At 42.9% G+C, this 22451-nt stretch carries 12 protein-coding genes and 1 pseudogene; 4 read left to right on the forward strand and 9 right to left on the reverse strand.

Features of this window, described 5'->3' with window-relative positions; translation table 11 throughout:
• Nucleotides 1–25: 25 nt before the first annotated feature.
• Nucleotides 26–1735, reverse strand: coding sequence for a 2-succinyl-5-enolpyruvyl-6-hydroxy-3-cyclohexene-1-carboxylic-acid synthase (gene menD / locus AA650_RS18025; protein WP_053540067.1), 1710 nt, complete (start codon nucleotides 1733–1735; stop codon nucleotides 26–28).
• Nucleotides 1736–1747: 12 nt separating this feature from the next.
• Between menD and folB the strand changes: the two genes are divergently transcribed.
• From folB to AA650_RS18040, 3 genes are all read left to right on the forward strand, one after another.
• The gene (gene folB / locus AA650_RS18030) at nucleotides 1748–2113 is read left to right on the forward strand and encodes a dihydroneopterin aldolase (RefSeq protein WP_053540068.1); all 366 of its coding nucleotides are present in this window, start codon (nucleotides 1748–1750) and stop codon (nucleotides 2111–2113) included.
• Between the two features lie 153 nt (nucleotides 2114–2266).
• Nucleotides 2267–2761: a hypothetical protein gene (locus tag AA650_RS18035; protein WP_053540069.1), complete on the forward strand. Its 495-nt coding sequence runs from the start codon at nucleotides 2267–2269 to the stop codon at nucleotides 2759–2761.
• Nucleotides 2758–5535: a ParA family protein gene (locus tag AA650_RS18040; protein ID WP_053540070.1), complete on the forward strand. Its 2778-nt coding sequence runs from the start codon at nucleotides 2758–2760 to the stop codon at nucleotides 5533–5535. The genes AA650_RS18035 and AA650_RS18040 overlap by 4 nt, the downstream gene beginning before the upstream one ends.
• A 37-nt stretch (nucleotides 5536–5572) precedes the next feature.
• Here the strand turns inward: AA650_RS18040 and AA650_RS18045 are convergent, their stop codons facing one another.
• The 5 genes and pseudogenes from AA650_RS18045 to AA650_RS18065 form a co-directional block, all read right to left on the reverse strand.
• Nucleotides 5573–5896 (reverse strand): ABC transporter permease, encoded by a 324-nt coding sequence (locus AA650_RS18045; protein ID WP_367272422.1) that lies wholly within the window; start codon nucleotides 5894–5896, stop codon nucleotides 5573–5575.
• Nucleotides 5869–6426 (reverse strand): ABC transporter permease, encoded by a 558-nt coding sequence (locus AA650_RS18050; protein ID WP_053540071.1) that lies wholly within the window; start codon nucleotides 6424–6426, stop codon nucleotides 5869–5871. Before AA650_RS18050 ends, AA650_RS18045 begins: the two co-directional genes overlap by 28 nt.
• A 28-nt stretch (nucleotides 6427–6454) precedes the next feature.
• Nucleotides 6455–6805: pseudogene (locus tag AA650_RS18055) on the reverse strand (ATP-binding cassette domain-containing protein); the annotation flags it as partial.
• Between the two features lie 367 nt (nucleotides 6806–7172).
• A complete protein-coding gene (locus AA650_RS18060) occupies nucleotides 7173–8543 on the reverse strand; it encodes an HlyD family secretion protein (protein WP_053540073.1) in 1371 nt (456 codons plus the stop codon).
• Nucleotides 8544–9754: 1211 nt separating this feature from the next.
• Nucleotides 9755–10300 carry a GIY-YIG nuclease family protein gene (locus AA650_RS18065; protein ID WP_053540074.1) on the reverse strand — a complete coding sequence of 182 codons (546 nt, stop codon included), beginning with the start codon at nucleotides 10298–10300 and terminating at the stop codon, nucleotides 9755–9757.
• A gap of 179 nt (nucleotides 10301–10479) precedes the next feature.
• On the opposite strand from AA650_RS18065, the gene AA650_RS18070 reads away from it, so the two are divergent.
• On the forward strand, nucleotides 10480–10848 hold the full coding sequence (locus AA650_RS18070) for a hypothetical protein (protein WP_053540075.1): 369 nt from the start codon (nucleotides 10480–10482) through the stop codon (nucleotides 10846–10848).
• 1037 nt (nucleotides 10849–11885) lie between these two features.
• On the opposite strand, the gene AA650_RS18075 is transcribed toward AA650_RS18070, so the two are convergent.
• The 3 genes from AA650_RS18075 to rpoB form a co-directional block, all read right to left on the reverse strand.
• Complete coding sequence (locus AA650_RS18075) at nucleotides 11886–16049, reverse strand: DNA-directed RNA polymerase subunit beta'' (protein ID WP_053541329.1); 4164 nt, start codon at nucleotides 16047–16049, stop codon at nucleotides 11886–11888.
• A 342-nt stretch (nucleotides 16050–16391) separates the two neighbouring features.
• Nucleotides 16392–18284 carry a DNA-directed RNA polymerase subunit gamma gene (locus tag AA650_RS18080; protein WP_053540076.1) on the reverse strand — a complete coding sequence of 631 codons (1893 nt, stop codon included), beginning with the start codon at nucleotides 18282–18284 and terminating at the stop codon, nucleotides 16392–16394.
• A 356-nt stretch (nucleotides 18285–18640) separates the two neighbouring features.
• Nucleotides 18641–21979 carry a DNA-directed RNA polymerase subunit beta gene (gene rpoB / locus AA650_RS18085; protein WP_027404243.1) on the reverse strand — a complete coding sequence of 1113 codons (3339 nt, stop codon included), beginning with the start codon at nucleotides 21977–21979 and terminating at the stop codon, nucleotides 18641–18643.
• Nucleotides 21980–22451: the final 472 nt, after the last annotated feature.

Genomic DNA, 22451 nt, shown 5'->3' on the forward strand with positions numbered 1-22451 from the left:
TCGGGGATCTGAATATTTGAACTACTTACAAGTTACCAAATTTTCCTAAATTTTCTCTTCTCCACATCACATCTCTTTTCCTGTTTGTCTTGACTTCCAAAACTCTAATTCCCATTTTTGGTAGTTGTTTTAAGTTATCTTGCAATTCTTCCCAAGAACTAATTAACTGATGTTGCACCTTGTAAGTCGCGCATAAATGAGAGAAATCAATATTTTGAGGAGTAGCAAAAAACTCTTCAAAAGGCGGATTGAATTTAGCAATGGGTAACATTTCAAAAATTCCTCCACCGTTGTTATTAATTAAGATAATTGTTAGATGTCCAATAAATTTATTGCTAATCAAGAAACCATTGGTGTCATGCAATAAAGATAAATCTCCCGTTAACATCACACTACTTTGCTGATGATGTGCTATTCCTAAAGCAGTGGAAAGTGTACCATCAATGCCATTTGCACCCCGATTAAAATAGGGTTTAATTCTTAAATTATTGGGTTTCCAGAAAAATTCCACATCTCGCACTGGCATACTATTAGCAATGAATATGGGTGTTTCCGGTGGCAAGATTTGGGAAATTAACCAAGCAATTTTACTCTCGATTAATTCATCTACATTTTCCAAATCATCATCAATATTTTTCCTGATTTGCTTTTCTGCTGTAGACCATTTTTGTAAATATTCACTTTTTCCTAAATTTGCAATTTCCAACTTACCAATTTCTGTAACTGAAATTCTTAAATGGGTGGTTTTTCCATGTAAAGGGTCTAAATTTTGATCACAATTATCAATTATCAAACGTTGAGGATTAGTAGTAATTAACCAATTACGTAATTCTTTACTTGTGGGCATTTCGCCAATTTGGATAACTATTTCTGGAGTTAATTCTTGGGCAAGGTTTTGATTTCTGAGAATAATATCGTAGGTGGAAATTAAATAGGGATTTAAATCTGCGTAATTTCTAACCGGGGAAAGTCCTTCAGCTAAAACAGGCCATTGGAGAGTTTGACAAAGGTTGGCGATCGCTCTACAATACTCCTCCGGGGCTTGTGGTTGGGCTACACCAGCGATAATAATGCCTTTTTGGTAATTGGTAATTGGTAATTGGTAATTGGTAATTGGTAATGGGGTGGAAACTATTCCCGCAAAGAAATCTTCCACATCTAAGGTAAAATCTGTACCATCAGGAATGGGCGCGAGAGGGTCACGAAAAGGTATATTTAAATGTACTGCGCCAGAATTGGGAAATTGACAACGTTCCCAAGCGTGAATTACCGTTTGCCGGAGATAATCTAACATTCCCACATCTAGAGAAGGTGTAGCTAATTCCCCTTGCCAATTGGGATAATTACCATATAATTTCACTTGGTCAATAGTTTGTCCAGAATGACAATTCCGTAATTCTGCTGGTCTATCGGTAGTTAATATTAACAAAGGTACGCGACTTTCCCTAGCTTCAATTACCGCTGGATAAAAATTTGCCCCCGCAGTTCCAGAAGTACAAACTAATACTACAGGTTTTCCCGTTGCCTTGGCTTGTCCCAACGCAAAAAAAGCCGCTGAACGTTCATCTAAAATGGGAATAGCTTCAATATCTGGTATTTGTTGCACAAAAGCCACCGTTAATGGTGTAGAACGAGAACCAGGACAGATGACAGCGCAATTTAAACCCAAGCGTTTGAGGGTTTCTGTTAATACATAAGACCAAAGAAGATTAAGATTATTAAAAGTAAGTTGCATTGATTAGAGATTATGGACTGTATTCATTTAACAGGAATTCGTGGCTATGGTTATACCGGATTTTTACCAGAAGAACAAGCATTAGGACAATGGTTTGAGGTAGATGTTAAATTATGGTTGGATCTTTCTAAACCCGCTAAAACAGATAATATTGAAGATACTATAGATTATCGGCAGATAATTAGCTTAGTGCAAAATTTGCTAAAAACCTCAAAGTTTGCATTGGTGGAAAGACTAGCTGGGGCGATCGCTGATGGTATTTTAGAGGATCAGGAGGGGATTAATCAAGTACAAGTTATTCTCAGTAAACCCGCTGCACCTATTCCTGATTTTAGCGGCAAAATTAGTATTGAATTGACTAGAAGTAAACCCCAGTAGCAAGAGTCACGCAGAAAGATTTGGTTTATTACAAATGTATCAATTAGGGAGTGTTGGACTTTAGCAGAGGATGAGTTGAAATATCGGTATGATCGGTTAATGGGTAGCGCGATTTTGACGTAAAATAACTGAGTAAAATCTTAGTTAACGGGAATGGCGATCACTTTTACAGACAGGGAAATGCAAAGAGCATGGCGTGAAAATTCTTCTGCCTATCATAATCATAATAGAGTCCGAACTAATGCCCACCGCTTATTATTATTTTATGCCGTTGAATGTGGCTTAAAAGCAGTTTTGATGAAGCGAAAGAACGTAAGTCGTACTGATTTATGTCCAGAAATATTAAAATATGGACATGATATAAATGAGTTGTTAGAGGGTTTATACCCTGGTAATAATTCATTGCAAATGTGGAAACTACCAGAACAGTTATTTATTCAAGATATTCAGGATAATTCTCATGTTAAGATAAAACAAGAACGACAATTAACGCCTGATAACATTAACCAGATTTGGCGCTATGGAGGGAAGTTCATCTTAAAAAAAGATGAGAGTGAGAATAAACGGGAAAAAATAACAGACAAAGACATAGAAGAAAAATTGTTAAACATTGTTGAATTGATTAAAAAAGAACTTCAAGGACTATGAAAGATTTTAAATTACTGACTTGGCTTGATATTAGAAGAATTTTTCGACGCAAAACTAACTATGGGACTAATTTACCAGAGAACATAGTAAGTATTAGGTGTTTTTCTGATGCTGTAGAAATAAATATTTCTGATGAAAATTTTATAAATAAAGTCAATGACGTATTAAAAGAATGGTTTGGAGATTGGTACGATGAAGAGGAATCTGTTATTCGATTTGATATTGGTGATGCTACATTACCCGTAGAATTTATCTCAGAAGAAGAACCTTATATAACAGATATTGAGATACGTCCTTTTTGGGAAGAAATTGCTTATTTAGAAAGTGATTCAGAGACAGAACCTGCTGTCAAAAAAATAGTTAAGCTCCCAGAAGCATATACAGAAAAACCTAGTTTAATAGCGTTCTATTCTTTTAAAGGTGGTGTAGGAAGAACATTAAATTTAACAGCCCATCTTTTTGCTTTGTTAGATAGAGCTAAAGAGTTAAATAAGTCTATAAATGTGTTAGTTATTGATGCTGATTTGGAAGCACCAGGTCTTACCTATTGGAATGCGTTGGCAAAACAACAACCATCCGTTTCTTTTATTAATTTTTTAGAAGTTTACCATTATTCACCAATTGATAGAGAAGAAGCACTTGCTTTATTTGCTAACGAAGTAAAAAAATCAGTGAAACATGAAGGAAATTCACAAATTTATTTTTTACCTGCATTTCTAAAAGAAAATGAATTATTAGATATACCTATTTTACCTGAACATTTAGTCAGAGGTATAGATGGAACATGGGAATATGGTAATGCTATTCATCATTTAGGTGAAATTTTAGGTGTAGATTATGTTTTTATAGATTTGAGAGCAGGTTTAAGTGAAATATCTAGTCCCATAATTTTTGACCCCAGAATCCAGCGTTTTCTTGTAACAACAATCAATGATCAATCTATTCAGGGTACAAGTTTGGTTTTAAAACAAATTGGCAAAGTTGCACCATTAGAAGCAGAAGTTAAAGATAAAGAATACTATGATCCATCAATAGTAATCAGTATGTTAAAAGAAGAATTTAAAAAATTACCAGCATTTGATACTGCCTTAGTAGAACTAATATCTGCTTATGTACAATCACAAGAAGATAAGTTAGATGAGCCAAGATTGGAAATAAAAGAAGCTTATTTTGTAGAGGAATTACTTTATGTAAATGACTGGGAAGATGCACGCTCTAAATTAAATAGAACTTCAATTTCAGTCATGGGAATTGCTATAGAGTGGGCAAAACAACAGTTACCAAATCCAAAAAATCAAGAATCAATCTCAGATAATACACCGGAAAACAATTTACAGCAATCTGTTCAAAGACTTAGAGATTTGTGCCGGAGATATGAGAACGCTGAACAAGGACAAGGAGAAGATTTGCTGATAACAGAACCTTTGCGGAACTTAGTTACTAACTTTAGAGATAAATTACCTCATATAGTATCAATTGGAGCTAAAGGGGCTGGAAAGACTTTTAATTATATACAGTTATCACGGTTTAAATATTGGGAAAATTTTCTGAATTATATTGATCATACAAATAATCAAACTGAGTCAAAAACCCATATATTTCCTTTACTTGAGTCTAGTAATGTTCAGGATAATGCAAAAATTGTTATCAAAAAAGCTAGAAATGAGGTTAGAGAAGCTTTGGGTAATAATAGTTCTGAATTTAAACCTTTAGAGTATGCTACTAGGGTTAAAAATGCAGTTAAATACGAAGACTGGAATGAACCAAAATGGACGGAATTCTGGGTTGGTGAAATTGGCAGAGCTATAGGTATTAATCCAAATATAGATACTCCTAATACACTTGGTAAAATAAATCAATATTTAAAAGATAAAGCATTAAAAATTATCTTTTTGTTTGATGGATTAGAAGATATATTTAAGGAGATCGGTTCTAGTAATCAAGAGAAGATTGCTTTAAGAGCTTTAATTGATGATTTACCAAAGGAATTATCAGAAATTAGGCAATCTCATCTTGGTGTAATAATTTTCTTACGTCGTGATTTTATCAGATATACAATTACTCAAAATTCAAGCCAGTTTGAAAGCCTTTACCGTGCTTATGATTTATATTGGAATCAAGATTCTTTCTTGAGATTAGTTTATTGGATTTGTAGCGAATCTAAAGTAATAGCTGCAAAAAAAGATAGTATTTACAGTCTAACTAAAGAAAATATCATAGATGAATTAGAGCAACTATGGGGTAAAACACTGGGAACAGATAAGGCTAAAGAAGCCTACACAGCTTCTTGGGTATTTGCAGCTTTAACAGATTTTAAAGGCAGACTTCAAGCCAGAGATATTGTCCGTTTTTTGTATAATGCAGCTGATATTACAGTAAATAGAGCTAAAGAAGTACAATTTGAAAAATGGTCTACAAGCCGACTTTTACCTCCTCCAGCAATTCGTCGCGCTCTGAAACCATGTAGTGAAGAAAAAGTAAGAGAAGCTAAAGAAGAATATCCAGCTTTCAAAACATGGGTAGAAGATACACTTCCTAAATATCCTGCGACTCAAAAGATAATTCCTTTTGATGTAGAAGAGTTTGCTATGGGTCAAAAAACAGTAATATTATTAGAAGACATGGGAGTGATTTATGAAGATAAACAAAAAGATGAAATAAAGCGATTTTATATGCCTGAGATTTTCCGAGAAGGTTTAGGTTTTTCAGGTAAAGGTGCGCGACCTAAAATAGTAGCGTTGAAGCGTCGGGTACTAGGAAAAGGAATTTTGTAATTATCTTTTTTTGAATTTCGCAAATCTTCAATTTATCTTAACTCAACTGATTCCGAAACTTACTCACACTAATACTCAACAACACCACAGCAAAACCAAGTAATGCTAAAACATGAATCCACAGCACATCTAAACCAACTCCTTTAAGTAAAATACCCCGCACAATGGTGATGTAATGACGAAGAGGATTTAATAAAGATAAAACTTGGAAAAAAGGAGGCATAGCTTCAATCGGAGAAATTGCCCCAGATGTCTGCACCATTGGTAAATTAATAAAGAAAGATGTGAGTAATACTTGTTGTTGAGAACGGCAAACAGTCGCTAACATAATTCCTAAACTAATTCCCACAAATACATACATACTTGATAAAGAAATAAATAGCAAAAAACTCCCCCGAAATGGCAAATTAAATACCACAATTCCCATAATAACAAAGAGGTAATAAACCCCACCAGAGAAATGATTTGTACCGCTGAATTTTGGTTATTGCTACGGACTCCAACAAGTAAACCAAACATTACACTATCTATCAAAAATATTAAAGTTCCCAGTAATAAAGTGATAGGTTTATTAACAACGCTTAATTTAAAAATAATTCCCCCTAATCCTATCACAACTAATGCTTCAGTTATGGCAATTAATAGATAAGCCATGCCTTTACCTAATAATAATTCTGTGGCACTGATACTAGAAGCATAAACTTGTAAAATAGTCCCTTTTTCTTTTTCTCTAACCATTGCGATCGCTGTTAGTAAAGATGGAAAAATCCATAGAATTACACCATATACTCCGGGAACAATATATAGAGATTCTAATCTACCAGGATTAAACCACAAACGGATTCTAGCGGTAATTCTTTTAGTAGCTGGTAAAAGTCCTTCTTGCTGCATAAAGAAATTGGTAACTCTTTGAATAGTACCTCTCGCCAAATTGTTCTAAACTCATTAATGTCAGATACTTATGACGACGTTCCCATAACAAATCATCATCAACTTGTCGTAAACCTCCCGCATAACGTAAATTTTCATCAATACTCAAATCCAAATATAGAGAAAATTGTTGTGTTAAATATCCCGTCATTAACCGCGCATCTCGTGCAGGTTGACCAAATACCAAAACTTCCCCCGCAGTCGCTACCATCACACCACCTAAAATGTGAAAAGTGGTAGTTTTCCCCGCACCATCAGGACCAATCAAACCAAACATTTCCCCCTTATTAACAGTAAAATTAATTCCTCTAACTGCGGCTAACTTCCCATAATCTTTATGTCAGAGGGAACAGGGAACGGGCAACAGGGAACAGGAAAAACTCATGTTTAAAAACATGAGATTGAAATAATGACACTGTTTTTTTCGTGCTACGCATCTTTTAAAAACATCCTTTTTTTGACTGAGCTTTAAACTGGTGCAAATGAGTGTTTCTTATTTGCTCCCTGTTCCCAGTTAAGAGTTCCCTGTTCCCTTCTTTTGTAAATTACTAACCTTAATAGCCTCTGTTTGGTAATTGGTAATTGGTAATGGCTAATTGGTAATTGGTGATTGGTAATTAGTCATTCTTAACTCCCCATGACTTATGCAGAAAATATTTTAAACTCTCATTTCTCCGTGTCCTCTGTGCCTCTGTGGTTTGTTTCTCTTAATTACCTTGTAACCTAATTTCCGCATCTGCCGGCATTCCGATTTTAGCACAGGGTAAATCTGATTCTTTATAGGGATTTTCGGGATTAAAACAACCTTGAGGATTTTCCACTCGAATGCGAACTCCTATTACTTGTCGCACCCGATCTTTTTGGAAGTAAATATTTTCTGGAGTAAAAGAAGCTTGAGGATCAATAGAAATTACTTTACCATTTAGGGGTTTTTCCGGTGCAGAATCTAGAAAGATTTTAGTAATTTGTCCCAATCGGACTTTGCCAATATCACCTTCAGGAATAAAACCTCGCAGATATATATTTTTGGGATCAACTATTGTTAAAATTTTGGTTTGACTACTAACTACTGTACCGGGTTCTGCACTGCGAGAAGTTATTACCCCATCTAAAGGACTAACAACATTTAAATCTTTTTTCGAGTCTGCTATTTGGGTGAGGATTTGCTGTTTTGATGCTAAGGCATCTCTGACTTTACCATGAGCCGATCTGACTTTAGCCTGAGCAGATTTCATTTGAGCAAAACTCTGGTCTTTTTTTCTGCTTAATGCTTCTAATTGAGCATTACGAATGCCAGGATTAAAGCCTGTGGTTTGGGTTTGAGTTAATGCCCCTTGGATAGCGCTTAATTGTTCTCGTGCCGCATTTACAGCCGCTTTTCGGGCTTCTAGAGTGGCTATGGCTGTCTCTAATGTGGTTTGTGATTGGTCAAATTGTTGTTGATTAATAGCGCCTTCTTTGATAAGCTGGGCATAGCGATCGCTGTTAATTCTCGCTAATTTTACCTCTGCCTCTGTTTGCTTCACTTGAGCTTGAGTTTGTAATAATTGAGCCTTAGCCGCCGCTACATTAGATTTTGCCTGTTGAATTCGTCCTTGGGTATCCCCCTCGGACTGTTGTAAATTCAGCTTTGCTTCCCTAATTTGACTGTTAATTTGTTCAAGTTCACTTTGCACTCTATCCACCTCTGCGATCGCCTGTTGTTCATCGGATTGTGCAGATGTTAATCGTGCTTCAGCGCCTCGTAATTGCTCTTGTAACAGTTGATCATTACTGTCGTCTAACTTAATTAATTCTTGTCCTTTTTTGACATAAGCCCCTTCTCTCAAGGCAATGGACTCGATTCTTCCCGAACGTTTAATCCCGATTTCGGTTTCGTAGCCCTCGATTCTACCACTTAATTTGAGTACATCTACTTCTCCCTGGGGGCGATTTTGCCACAGGACATAACCAAGACTACCCCCCACGACTAACAACCCCAACAACAAAGGAATTGGTTTTTTACCCTTTCGCTGCTTAGATGGTGGTATAGGAACATTAAGAAAATTGTCTGGAGATGTTGGCGCAGTTTGAGACATAGTAGCATACCAAATTATAAGGGAAATGCCGAAAACCCTTGAAGATGTAGCTTCCTAAGTCAGCTACATCTGTGCTTTAGACAAGGGATGAAGGCTAGAGGCTTTCCTTTATCCTGCATTGACATTAATTTAAAAATTTGAAATAACTTCAAATTTTAATCCATATTCGTGATACAGTTAAATTGTCAGCAAAGACATTAAAAACCTACCGGGGGACTCTCGGAAAGTTACGCTTGTCAGAGATGATTCTGCCGGTAATGGCAAACAGGATCAGGGCAGGAACCCAAATATTTAAGGAACCCTGCCTGAAGCTGGGATAACTGAGAGATATAGACTGAAACTCTCTATAGAATCCCCGGTCTAAAGACGCGGGGAGTGTCAACAACCTCTACCTTAAAATATATACTAGACTGTCTAGTCAATACTATTGCCAAAGCCCTGAAATCCTATTGATATAGATAGTCAGTCAGTAACCCAGCCCTAAAGGGACTGAGCTTGCAAGAGTAATCAAACAAGCTGTACTGACCAGACCACCCTGAGCTTAGTCTCATGGTAGCCGTTATTTGAGTCACGACACCCACCGAATGCGTAGCCCCTTCGGGGTTCAGCAGTCGCTCATGGGGGAAACCCCCAAGACCGCGCTGCTTCACTAGTTCCCCGCTCTGTCGCTTGTGATTAAACAGTTCTAAGGTCACTGGAACAGTGTTGTAAGCTCAAGCAAGCTCTTATAACTGGTCGTTCGCGCCAGCGTGCCGGAGGCATCTAGCTAACATTACCCCAGAAATGGGAGGCTCTTCGGAGCAACACATTATGCGTACAGAGTTGGGAAATTTGAATCGGTAATTGTCCCGTTGAAAGTACACCACAAAAGTACCCCGAGTTTCTTAACTCCAAGGCGGTAATGAAAAAAGATTCAAAGCGGTTAAAACCGCCCGTGTCGCTTTCCTCTCAGGGAGCCAAGCCACTGAGTTTCCCACTTACCGGATATTCTTATGATATTAGAGGCAGAGCCTCATCAACTGCATTCCTAGTCAGAGACTAGGAACGAGATGTGGTAGAGATTCGTCTCGTTCCCAGTCTCTGACTGGGAATGAATTCTAGAAGGCTCTGCCTTCAATGATATTAGAGGCAGAGCCTCATTACCTGCATTCCTAGTCAGAGACTAGGAACGAGATGTGGTAGGGATTCGTCTCGTTCCCAGTCTCTGATGTTCATTTTAAATCTAATAATCCTGTTTCTTTTAATTTTGGATTAAAGCGGATTTGAGTATTGACTCCCCGGTCTTTGAGAACTCCTAAAATTTCTTCTTCAACCCGCCGCGCCACATTTTTTAAAACCTTGCTTTTTCCGAATTCATCAATAGCTATATTTTGATAATTATTTTGTTCTTCTGGTGTCATTAATTCTTTTACATCTATAGGATTATTCCATTTTTGTTTATTTTCGATGTTCGGAATATCAGGATTAGCATTTTCCGTAATCCAAGCATTTTCAATAGCTTCCAAAATTGTTCGATTAGGACGTTCTATAGTTTGTACCTTTACCCAATAACAATTTTGAGGTTGACGGACTAAATGCTGCTTTAAACTTAGATAAATATCACGAGAATAGCCAACAAATTGCAGAATTTTATCCTGATTAAAAATCGCGTAAACTCCAATTTTTTCTTGAAAGGTGACTATGACTTCACCATCATTATCAATATAGGCATGATATTCTAAACTAGCTAAGGTTGGTAAGTTTATTTCTGTTGTCATAAGTGAATTAAAAATTTGTTATTGTAATCATAAGAGACTTCCAAATAAAAAAATGTCCCAAAACTGATGCAAAAATTCTCTCTCTGTGTACTCTGTGCCTCTGTGGTTCGTTTCTTGGGATAATTTATTTCTTGGAAGTCTCTAAACCAAAAAACTTTCCACATCTTCACCATTATCAAATGAAATTACCTTTTTTAATCCTAACTTTTTTATTATGTGAGTTTTTTGCTCATAAAAGTATAAATGCTAAACCTCAACCAGTTTCTCCTATCGGAGTTGAACATGATCAATCAGCAGAGTTAATCACACAACCAATCACAATTGACAGTTATTGGTATCAGATGCCCCAAGTCAATCCTGAACCATATTTCAGTATCAGCAAGCCAGAGTGTAAGAAAATAAATCCTCTTGATTATATCAAGAATCCAGAATCTTTTTTGAAATTATGCCCCAGTAATAACTCAAATCGTAACCCTTATGAGCCAGTTGAATATCTAAAAGTTCCTCCCCTAGATTCTGGAATTAAGATCAAGCTGGGTGATTTTTAATAATGGATATAAGTAGGTGGGCGTTAAAAATTGTCCTTGGGGCAAGGGAACAGATTCAGATATCAGTAGAAAACTGGCTTAAATCTGATTAAGGGACTTCTAGGAAATAAATTATCCCAATAAATAAATGAACAAACGAACCACAGAGGCACAGAGAACACAGAGAGAGAAGAAATAGGGAGGGTTTTTGCGTTAGTTTTGGGACATTTTTTTATTTGGAAGTCTCTAAGAGGTTGTTTGAAAACTTTTTCATGTGGGATCTGACACCCGCAGATCCCCCTAAATCCCCTTTGAAAAGGGGGACTTTGAGGAATTTAGCCCCCCTTTGTAAGTACGGTGTACACACAAGTTATCGAATCACCATTATTCCTCAAATTACCCCACCCTAACCCTCCCCTTGTGAAGGGGAGGGAACTAATTTTTCCGGTTTCCCCCCTTGTGAAGGGGAGGGAACTAATTTTTCCGGTTTCCCCACTTGATAAGGGGGGATTAAGGGGGGTAATTTAACTTGTGTGTACACCGTAGCCTTTGTAAGGGGGGTTGGGGCAAGGCGGAAGTCAAAAGTCAAAAGTCAAAATGAAGACAGTATAGGCTTTTGGAGGATTTAGAATGGTTGGTTTATTTACGCCGTTTTGTACTATACTCAAAACGGCTTGATTGTTTGATTCTAAACGTAGGGGTAAAGCAAGAGCTTCATTGGTGTCAACTTAGGCTACAGATGGCTTATTTGTTGGCTTCCACACCCACCCAGAAATGAATTTCCGGGCTAATAGCGAAAGTAAACTAAAGTTTACTCAAAAATTTCCGGGTTATTTAGTCATCAAAAGACAACTTCTGCTATTAGACTGGGAATTCATTCCCAGGCGGGCTATGGGTTTTACGTTAATACTATTAGGGACTTCCAAGAAATAAATTATCCTGATTAACGAACCACAGAGGCGCAGAGGACACAGAGGAATAAGGGTTTGAGAGATTTTTGCGTTAGGTGGTTGAGTATTTTTTTATTTGGAAGTCCCTTCGCCGCAGTGTCCTAGAGTTTATTCATCATCAAAATCATCGTCGTCATCATCTTCCTCTTCTTCTCCGAAATCATCGTCATCTTCTATAACTAGGTCGTTAATTTCATCAGCAATTAAATCATCCTCATCGAGTAGTAGCCGTTCTCCTATTTTGCTACCAAAGCCACTATCGCCCATGCCCGGTGCGTCGAGGTTGTAGAGTTTTGCGGTGCGGTCGTCTAGTACCATGTCCAATGAATCATCTACTTCATCTAAGATGCCACTGCCCATATCTACTACGTAATCATCAATTACCCCCGCTTCCTCGTAGGTGTTGTAGCCAGTCCCCGCGGGAATCAAGCGCCCAATGATCACGTTTTCCTTCAGTCCCCGCAGCCAGTCCGATTTGCCCTCAATGGCGGCTTCTGTTAAGACCCTGGTGGTTTCTTGGAAAGAAGCCGCGGAGATGAAACTGTCGGTGTTCAGCGATGCCTTGGTAATCCCCAACAGCATGGGAGTGTATTCTGCCCTCGCCCCACCGGTAATCGCCATAGCTTCGTTCACCTGTTCCACCTGCCGGAGTTCTACCAGTTCCCCCGGTAGCATGGTCGTGTCCCCACCGTCATCAATCCGCACTTTGTTGGTCATTTGCCGGACAATTACCTCGATGTGTTTGTCGGAAATGTCAATGCCTTGGGATTGGTACACCATCTGTACTTCATTCACCAAAAAGGTTTGTACCTTCTGCAAAGCGTGGCTTGCACAGGCATAGATCCCATCCTCTGACCCCAAACTGAAGAATATTTCCAGAATCTCATGGGGGTTGGAGGGTCCGTCGGTGAGGGGTTGTCCGGCTACAATGTGCGCCCCGTCGGGAACAATCAGGTTTTGCCCAGGTCCAAGGGGATAGTCGGTGACTGTGCCATTGGCTTCAACAATTTTAATGGCATAGGCTTCTCTGGTGATGGATGTCACCTCATCCCCATCGCCATAGACAATCTTCACTTCCCCCGGACGACGGGCTAAAATACAAGCTTCCTTGGGTTTACGGGCTTCTAGCAGTTCCTCAATCCGGGGCAAACCTTGAATAATGTCCCCAGTCTTAGCCCGTTCAAATACCAACAGCACTAAGTTGTCACCCCGTTGCACCAAGTCCCCATCTTCTACCTGTAACACCGCCCCCGGACTCACCCGGTAAGGACGACCGACGCGGAGGGTAATGGTGTAAGCAGAAGGTGACAGGTGACGGGTGACAGGTGACAGTGAAGAAGCATTTCTGTCACCTGTTCCCTGTTCCCTGTCACCTATCCTCTGTTCCCTGTCACCTGTCACCTGTTCCCTGTCACCTCCCTTGACTTCCACCACTTGTCCCGATTCCGATGCGAATATCCCCGGCGCGATCGCACTTCCTTCTACTACCAAATCACCTTTACCGACAGTGGGCAAGACATTGGTATTCACTGTCACCAAATCATTGGCACGCAATACCAAACAACGGCGGACTGTTTCTGCCCCCTGTTGCACACCCCGGACTATCCCCCCTTCCTTACATAATATCTTCGTCCGGGCTACCACAGCCCCCGGTTCAATGGTGTCACCATCCACCACTTCCAAATTAGTTTGGGTACTGCCTTGGGTGGCATCGGCGGTAATGTCGCGGCGCACTACCAAAGACTCTAAAATTACCAACTGTAGTCTTTGAATCTCCCCATCTTCTGGGTCTGTAATCAGTTCAATGTCCGCCGCCAAAGGTGAACTGCCGTGTTCTCCCTCCGTCTCCTGCTCAATTTCTAATACTATCTGTGTCCGTAGCAGTTCCACACCTTCCACCGACTTCACCCGTTCCGAATCCTTGTAGGGAATCCTTTGCACCGCCCGCAGTTGAATCGAGCGCCCTGTCTGCTGACTGACGGAAGTGGTGGCTGGAACATCAGGGTTGGTGGGGACAGCAAATTCTACTACCGGACGACTCAGCAACCCTGGACCTTCAGGAGTTTCCACATACTGAACATAGCGCAATTCCGTAGCTACAGTTCCTTGCAGTTCCTCACCGGGTTGCAAGAACGTATTGTCATGGGCGATCGCTGTCTCTGGATCATCCACCATCAACAGTTCACCGGGTTTAATCACTACTTCCCGTAAAATGTCGTTCTTTTGGGTAACTTCCACTACCCCACCAGTTTGACAGAAGATGTCCTGGACTACTTCTGTCCCCGCTTCCACATACTGTCCATCTTCCACCCGTAACAAGGAAATATCCTTATTTACCTCATGGGTTTCTTCCGGTATCCACAGCAGTGTTCCCCCCTGGACTACCTCATAGCCCAATTTGGCTTTACCTTTTTTCTGTACTTCCACTTCGCCAAACTTCAACAAGCCCCCAGTGGTTGTCCGGTACTGATCATCAATCAATTCTGCCACTACCTGACCATTTTGTACCTTCGCCCCTGGAGTCGCCCGCAAGTTAAACTCCGATATCGCCCCATTATCGGGATTGGTAGTGGTAATCAGGTAATTATTCCGTCCTTGGGAACTCTGGATTGTCACTGCTGCCTGATCCAACACCACAGAAGCGGTAATAATCTCAATTTCCCTGGTGGCTTTCCCTGGAATCGCCTCTGGCAACCGCACCACACCCCCATGAACTGTGGTTAATTTGGTTTCCGCTAAGACTCCATTAGTAGCGATCGCATCGCCATTTTTTACCACCAATTCTGCTCCGGGCAGTAAATTATATACATCCCCCGACAGAATCCAAATCAACCCCCCTCTAGAGGCTGTGACAGTGGTATTGCCCTGACGGTCGGTTTTTTGTTCCGCCACTACATCGGCAAACTTCACTTCCCCAGCCAAGTCCGTCGCCACATCCTTGACGGCTTTTTCTGTATTGGTTCTGGTAGTTCTGCCTCCCAGCGCCACCTCAGCCACCAAGTGATCCGCTAGTACCTGTTGACCATTGTGGATATACAGCGTTGAACCTTGGGTAACAGCAATTTCCTGGCTTTCCCCCGTTCCCGATTTCTTATCCCCTTCAATCGTCAAAGTCCCATTGGCTTCCACATACAAAGCATCTTCACCATGTCGAGTCCGATAGGGACGGGTTTGTAACTTGCGGGGAATTTTCACTGTTCCTGACACCTGCGATCGCACCTGTTGGGCTACTTCCCCTGTGAATACACCCCCGGTGTGGAAAGTCCGCATGGTTAACTGGGTTCCCGGTTCACCAATACTTTGCGCCGCAATAATCCCCACAGCTTCACCCAAATCCACCATCTTGGCATGGGCTAAACTCCAACCATAGCAGTGCTGACACACCGACCGCGCCGCCTCACAGGTCAAAGGACTGCGGACAGTCACCTTCTGTACCCCGGCTTTTTGGATGGCGATCGCCAAATCATCATCAATAGGGGTATTCCGAGGGGCAATGATTTCCCCCGTTTCTGGATGCACCACATCCTCACCCACCACTCGACCCATCAACCGCGTCGCCAGTTTAATCAGAGTTTTATTCCCCTCCACCATCGCCCCAATCGTCAAACCACGATTAGTGCCACAGTCAAACTCCCGCACAATCACATCCTGGGACACATCCACCAACCGCCGGGTTAAATACCCTGAGTCAGCAGTCCGCAGCGCCGTATCCACCAGCCCCTTCCGCGCCCCATAACTAGAAATAATATATTCCGTTACCGTCAACCCCTCACGGAAATTGGTCTTAATTGGTAAATCAATAATTTCCCCCTGGGGATCTGCCATCAGTCCCCGCATCCCCACCAACTGCCGCACCTGAGAAATATTGCCCCGCGCCCCCGAAAAAGCCATCATATACACAGAATTGAGGGGATTGGTTTTTTTGAAATGCACCACCACCTCATCCTTGAGCGCTTCTGAGGTACTGTTCCAAGTATCAATTACCTTCTGGAAACGTTCAACTTCAGTAATTTCCCCCCGTTGATAGCGTTCCTCCGTCGCCAAAATTTCCGTCTCCGCCGCCTCCAGCAATTCCTTCTTAGAAGGAGGAATCATCAAATCATCCACACTAATAGACACACCCGCCTTGGTAGCATAGCGAAAACCCAACTCCTTGAGTTTATCTGCCATCACCGCCGTCCGCGCCGTCCCATAATGGGTAAAAGACCAGGAAATCAAGTCTCTTAATTTACCCTTGTTCACCACCAGATTGCGAAAAACTGCTTTAGTCATAATTTTAGTAGGGGCGCAGGCCCTGCGCCCAATCATTAGTTGTTAGTTGAAGGAGTCAGAGGGAGTGGGGGGAGTAGGGGAGTGGGGGGAGTGGGGGGAGTGGGGGGAGTGGGGGAGTAGGGGGAGTGGTGGGAGTTGGGGGAGTGGTGGGAGTGGGGGGAGTTGGGGGAGGCAAGAGTAAAAATATTCTCCCCTACATCCCTACCTCCTCTACCTCCCCTACCTCCCCCACATCCCCCACATCCCCCACATCCCCTACCTCCCCTACCTCCCCCACCTCCTCTACCTCCCCCACCTCCCCTACCTCCCCTACATCCCTACCTCCCCTACCTCCCCTACTCCCTAAGCGTCTATCGCTTCCTGAATCGCCTTGTTATAAATCGCCCTGCCAGGAGTCGTATAAATGTACTGAGAAATCAAATTTCCCTGACCATCTTCCCGTACCCGGCGGAACTTATAGATTAGGGTGCGACTTGTCACCCTACCCTTAGCATCCTTGTCCTCAATCACTTCCAAAGGTTCAGTATCCGGTTCACCCGAATCAATTTCCCCATCAAAGCGCACGTAAATATAGGCATGAAGTTCCACCTGTTGCGCCTCATAAGCCATAATTACATCATCCAAAGAGGAGAAATACTTACCTGCCCCCTTCGTTGCATTGGGATTTTCCGCCGTCAGATAATACGCCCCCAACACCATATCTTGGCTAGGAGTCACAATCGGTTTACCCGTTGCCGGTGACAAAATATTATTAGAAGCCAACATCAACAACCGTGCTTCTGCCTGACTCTCCAAGGACAACGGCACATGAACCGCCATTTGGTCACCATCAAAGTCAGCATTAAAAGCCGGACACACCAAAGGATGTAATTGAATCGCTCTTCCTTCCACCAAAATCGGTTCAAAAGCCTGAATCCCCAAGCGGTGCAGCGTCGGCGCTCGGTTTAACATCACCGGATGTCCCTCAATCACCTCCTGCAACACATCCCACACACTGGGATCATTACGAGAAATCAGCTTCTTCGCCGCCTTGATATTATTCACCATCCCCGACCGAATCAAACGATTGATTACAAAGGGCTGGAACAACTCAATCGCCATCTCTCGTGGCAGTCCACACTGGTGAATCTTCAGCTTTGGTCCGACCACAATTACCGATCGCCCTGAATAGTCCACCCGTTTCCCCAACAGGTTTTGCCGGAACCGTCCTTGTTTGCCCTCAATAATATCCGACAACGACTTCAGCGGGCGGTTATTAGCCCCCACCACCGTCCGTCCCCGGCGACCATTATCAATCAAGGCATCCACAGCCTCTTGCAGCATCCGTTTCTCGTTACGGACAATAATCTCCGGGGCGAGAATTTCCTGAAGCCTAGCCAAACGGTTGTTGCGATTAATTACCCGGCGATACAAATCATTCAAATCGCTTGTCGCAAACCGCCCCCCATCCAACTGCACCATCGGGCGCAAATCTGGGGGAATCACGGGGATAATTTCCATCACCATCCATTCTGGGTGCGAACCGGTAGCGATGAAATTATCAATCACCCGCAGCCGTTTAATTAACTTCGCCCGTTTCTGTCCCTTGGCTTTCTCAATTTCTTCCCGCAGGCTTTCCGCCTCCTGCTCCAAATTAATATCCGCCAACAACCGCAACAGAGCCTCAGCCCCAATGCCCACTTCCACACCCTCTAACTGGGAATCTTCACTGTAGATAGCATCCTCAATTTCTAGCCACTGGTCTTCACTCAACAGTTGTTTGTAACTGAGAGTATCCGCATTACCAGGCGCTAAAACACAGTAAGAGTTGAAATAAACAATCTGCTCCACATCCCGCAGCGGCATATCCAGGAGAATCGCAATATAGCTAGGAATCCCCTTGAGATACCAAACATGAGCCACCGGGGCAGCCAACTTAATAAAACCCATCCTGTGACGACGGACGCGGGATTCTGTTACTTCTACACCACAGCGCTCGCACACAATCCCTCTATGGCGCACCCGCTTATACTTACCACAATGGCACTCCCAATCCTTAGCTGGTCCGAAAATCCGTTCACAAAACAACCCATCCATTTCCGGCTTGAGAGTGCGGTAATTAATAGTTTCTGGCTTGGTAACTTCACCTACGAGTTGTCCATTAGGCAAGGTACGCTCACCCCACTGGCGGATGCGTTCTGGCGAAGCTATACCAATTTTTACGTAGTCAAATTGATTATTTTGGGGGGATCTCATGAGAATTAAAAATTAATAAACAGAAGTCAGGAGTTGGGGGAGTGGGGGAGTGGGGGAGTGGGGGAGTGGGGGAGTGGGGGAGTGGGGGAGTGGGGGAGTGGGGGAGTGGGGGAGTGGGGGAGTGGGGGAGTGGGGGAGTGGGGGAGTTGGGGGAGTTGGGGGCAGGAGGCAAGAGTAAAAATATTCTCCTCTACCTCCCCTACCTTCCTCTACCTCCCCTACCTCCCCTACCTCCCCTACCTTCCCCTACCTCCCCTACCTCCCCTACCTTCCCCTACCTCCCCTACCTCCCCTACCTTCCCCTACCTCCCCTACCTCCCCCTACCTCCCCTACCTCCCCTACCTCCCCTGCCTCACTAATCATCTCCTTCCAAAGATTCACGGGAAAGCGACTCATAGGTGGGTCTAGGTGGTGTCCGTCGAGCAGCTTGATCTGCCATCAGGTCTACCTCCACATCCAAAGAACTACCATCTGCTTGAGTTTCTACCTTATGCACCGCAATATCTAAGCCCAAAGACTGCAACTCGCGCATCAATACCTTGAAGGATTCAGGAGTACCAGGACGGGGAATAGCTTTGCCTTTGACAATGGCATTCAGAGCCTCATTCCGTCCCTGCATATCATCGGACTTAACTGTTAACAACTCCTGCAAGGTATAAGCAGCACCGAAAGCCTCCAATGCCCAAACTTCCATTTCTCCAAATCTTTGCCCACCCTGTTGAGCCTTACCACCCAAAGGTTGCTGAGTCACCAAAGAGTAGGGACCTGTAGAACGAGCGTGAATCTTGTCATCAACCAAATGCACGAGTTTGAGCATATAGGCAACACCGACAGTAATAGCCCGGTCAAAGGGTTCGCCCGTGCGACCGTCATAGACCATGATTTTCCCCGCATTGTCGGGGTTATATACCCAATCCTTAGCAGTTTCGTCTCTGGCTTCTTGGAGTTTGCCGTGAACTAGGCGACGGGAAGTTTCTTCCCCGTACATTTCGTCGAAAGGAGTAATTTTGAACCTGACTCCCAAATTATGACCAGCCCAACCTAGCAAACATTCAAACACCTGACCGACGTTCATCCGGCTAGGTACACCCAAAGGATTAAGAACAATATCTACGGGTGAACCATCGGCTAAATAGGGCATATCTTCAGCAGGCAAAATCCGGGAAATGATCCCTTTGTTACCATGTCTCCCTGCCATTTTGTCACCCACTTGGATTTTGCGCTTTTGAGCTACATAAACCCGAACCACCATATTTGCCCCTGGTGGCAGTTCATCACCTTGTTCACGGGTGAATAACCGGACATCAACTACCCGACCTTTTTCACCATTGGGAACTCGCAGAGAGTTGTCGCGGACATCGCGGGCTTTTTCACCAAAGATAGCCCGGAGCAGTTTTTCTTCTGGGGGTTGGTCTGATTCACCTTTGGGAGTGACTTTACCAACGAGAATATCTCCAGCATCTACCCATGCCCCAATCCGAATAATCCCTTGTTCATCTAATTGTCTGAGGGCATCTTCACCGACGTTGGGAATTTCTCTGGTGATTTCTTCGGGTCCGAGTTTAGTTTGTCGCGCCTCGATTTCGTATTTTTCGATGTGGATTGAGGTATAAACATCTTCCTGCACCAAGCGCTCGGAAATGAGAATCGCATCTTCGTAGTTGTAACCTTCCCAAGGCATATAGGCGACAACGATGTTTTGTCCTAATGCCAGTTCTCCACCTTCTGTAGAGGAACCATCTGCCAATACCTGACCGGCAACGACTTTTTCGCCGATTCTCACCAATGGTTTCTGATTTAAGCAGGTATCTTGGTTAGAACGTTGGTATTTGGAAAGTTTGTATTTAAGTTCTTGGCCTTTTTCAATAACTTGGCTACCACTGGCTGCTGACAACTGACCACTGGCGCGGACACGAATTTCTGTGGCATCAACATAGACTACATCGCCATCGGTGCGGGAAACTATCACCATCCCGGAGTCTCTTGCTGCTTGGGCTTCTAAACCTGTTCCCACTAAGGGGCGTTCTGGTTTTAACAGGGGTACAGCTTGGCGTTGCATATTAGAACCCATCAGCGCTCGGTTAGCGTCGTCATGTTCCAAGAAAGGAATCATGCTGGTAGCTACTGAGACTATCTGTACTGGAGAAACTGCCACGTAATCTACTTGTTCAGGTCCGGTGGTTGTCCAATCTTGGCGATAGCGAACTGGTACTTGTGGTCCTTTGATGTAACCGTTTTCATCTAGGGGAACGTCACCGGTGGCTGTGCGGAGGTCGTCTTCTTCGTCTGCTGTCATGTAGACGGGCGGAACATCGAATAAGACTTTGCCGTTTTCTACTGGTCTAAAGGGTGTTTCTAGAAAACCGTAGAGGTTAACACGGGCATGGGTAGCTAATGAACCAATGAGTCCGGCGTTTGGTCCTTCTGGTGTTTCGATGGGACAAATCCGTCCGTAGTGGCTGGGGTGAATATCTCGAACTGCAAACCCGGCTCTTTCTCTGGTTAGACCACCTGGACCCAAGGCACTGAGGCGGCGTTTATGGGTCAATTCCGCTAGGGGGTTGGTTTGATCCATGAATTGACTTAGTTGGCTTGAACCAAAGAATTCTTTGATGGCTGCTACTAAGGGTTTGGGGTTAACTAGGGATGCGGGAGTCAGAACTTCGGCATCGGATACGGTCATCCGTTCTCGAATAATTCTTTCTAGGCGGTTCAACCCTACTCTGACTTGGTTTTGCAGTAATTCCCCAACGCTTCTGACTCGGCGATTTCCGAGGTGATCAATGTCATCAATACTACCGATATCGTATTCTAGGTTAATGAGGTAATCAATGGCAGCGAGAATGTCCCCAGGGGTAAGGACGCGCATGGTGTCGGGGGCGGAAAGACGAAGTTTTTTGTTGAGTTTATAACGACCAACTTTTCCCAGGTCATAGCGTTTAGGATCAAAGAAGCGGGAGTCTAAAAGCTGTTGTCCGCCTAAAACTGTAGGTGGTTCACCGGGACGAAGTTTTCGATATAATTCCATTAGGGCTTCTTCTTCGGAAAATTGCCCTTCTTTTTCTATGGTTTTTTGGAAGTATTCTGGATGGCGCAGGGCATCAAAAATTTCGTTGTCGGATAATCCCAGTGCTTTCAGAAGTACCTGGGCTGATAGTTTCCGGGTTTTATCTATCCGTACCCAAACTAGGTCATTACGATCTGTTTCAAATTTGAGCCATGCGCCCCGGTTAGGAATTAAGCTGGCGGAATAGGTACGTCTTCCGTTTTTATCAATTTCTGATTTATAGTAGACTCCAGGCGATCGCACAATCTGATTGACAATGACACGCTCGGCTCCATTAATGATAAATGTGCCTCTATCTGTCATCAAGGGCAGATCACCAATGAATACTTCTTGTTCTTTAATGTCTCCTGTTTCTTTGTTCAGTAGACGGGTAGGAACATACATTTGCACTGCATAGGTGCTGTCTCTCCGCTTGGATTCTTCAACGCTGTATTTAGGTTCTTTGAGTTTATAGTTATTACCTAAAAAGTGCAGTTCTAATTTGCCAGTGTAGTCTGTAATTGGACTAAAAGAATTCAGTTCTTCTATTAGCCCTTCTTCTAGAAACCAGCGAAAACTAGAACGCTGAATTTCAATCAAGTCGGGTAACAGAAAGGCGGATTCCATGTATTTGTCGTCGTTAGTCATGCCTTTACCTTTATCAACCTGGTTAAACTTTAAAGGAAGCCGATAGCTTGCGTGGCGCAGCCATAGCTGCGAGTCTGCCATGAAGGCTTTGTGCTAGAATATGAGTCCAAAGGTATGAAGTCCATAAGCTTGACAATAGTTGGCTGCTAGATTTTTGACTGATAGCGCAACAGTCGCGTTAGCCCTAAAATTTCTTTCTACTTCACACTTTTTCACCTTTTACACCTCACACTTGGTCCTGGTTGTGGATTCCCAAAACTGGGGACTGAAACCGGAGTAGGATTCGATAGGGCAACGTTGTGTTTAAGGCTGCACTATGGATTTGATATTGCTATGATTGTCTGGGGTGGACAATTACTTTTAACGATTTTCTATAGGTTTGATATACCAAAGGATTGCCGTTTCTACCTTTTCAAGTTTTTTCCAGTGAAACCTTGGTTGCCAATGCTTGTGATCTATTGAGAGCATCCGT

The organism is Anabaena sp. WA102 (genome assembly GCF_001277295.1).
Taxonomy (GTDB): Bacteria; Cyanobacteriota; Cyanobacteriia; order Cyanobacteriales; family Nostocaceae; genus Dolichospermum; species Dolichospermum heterosporum.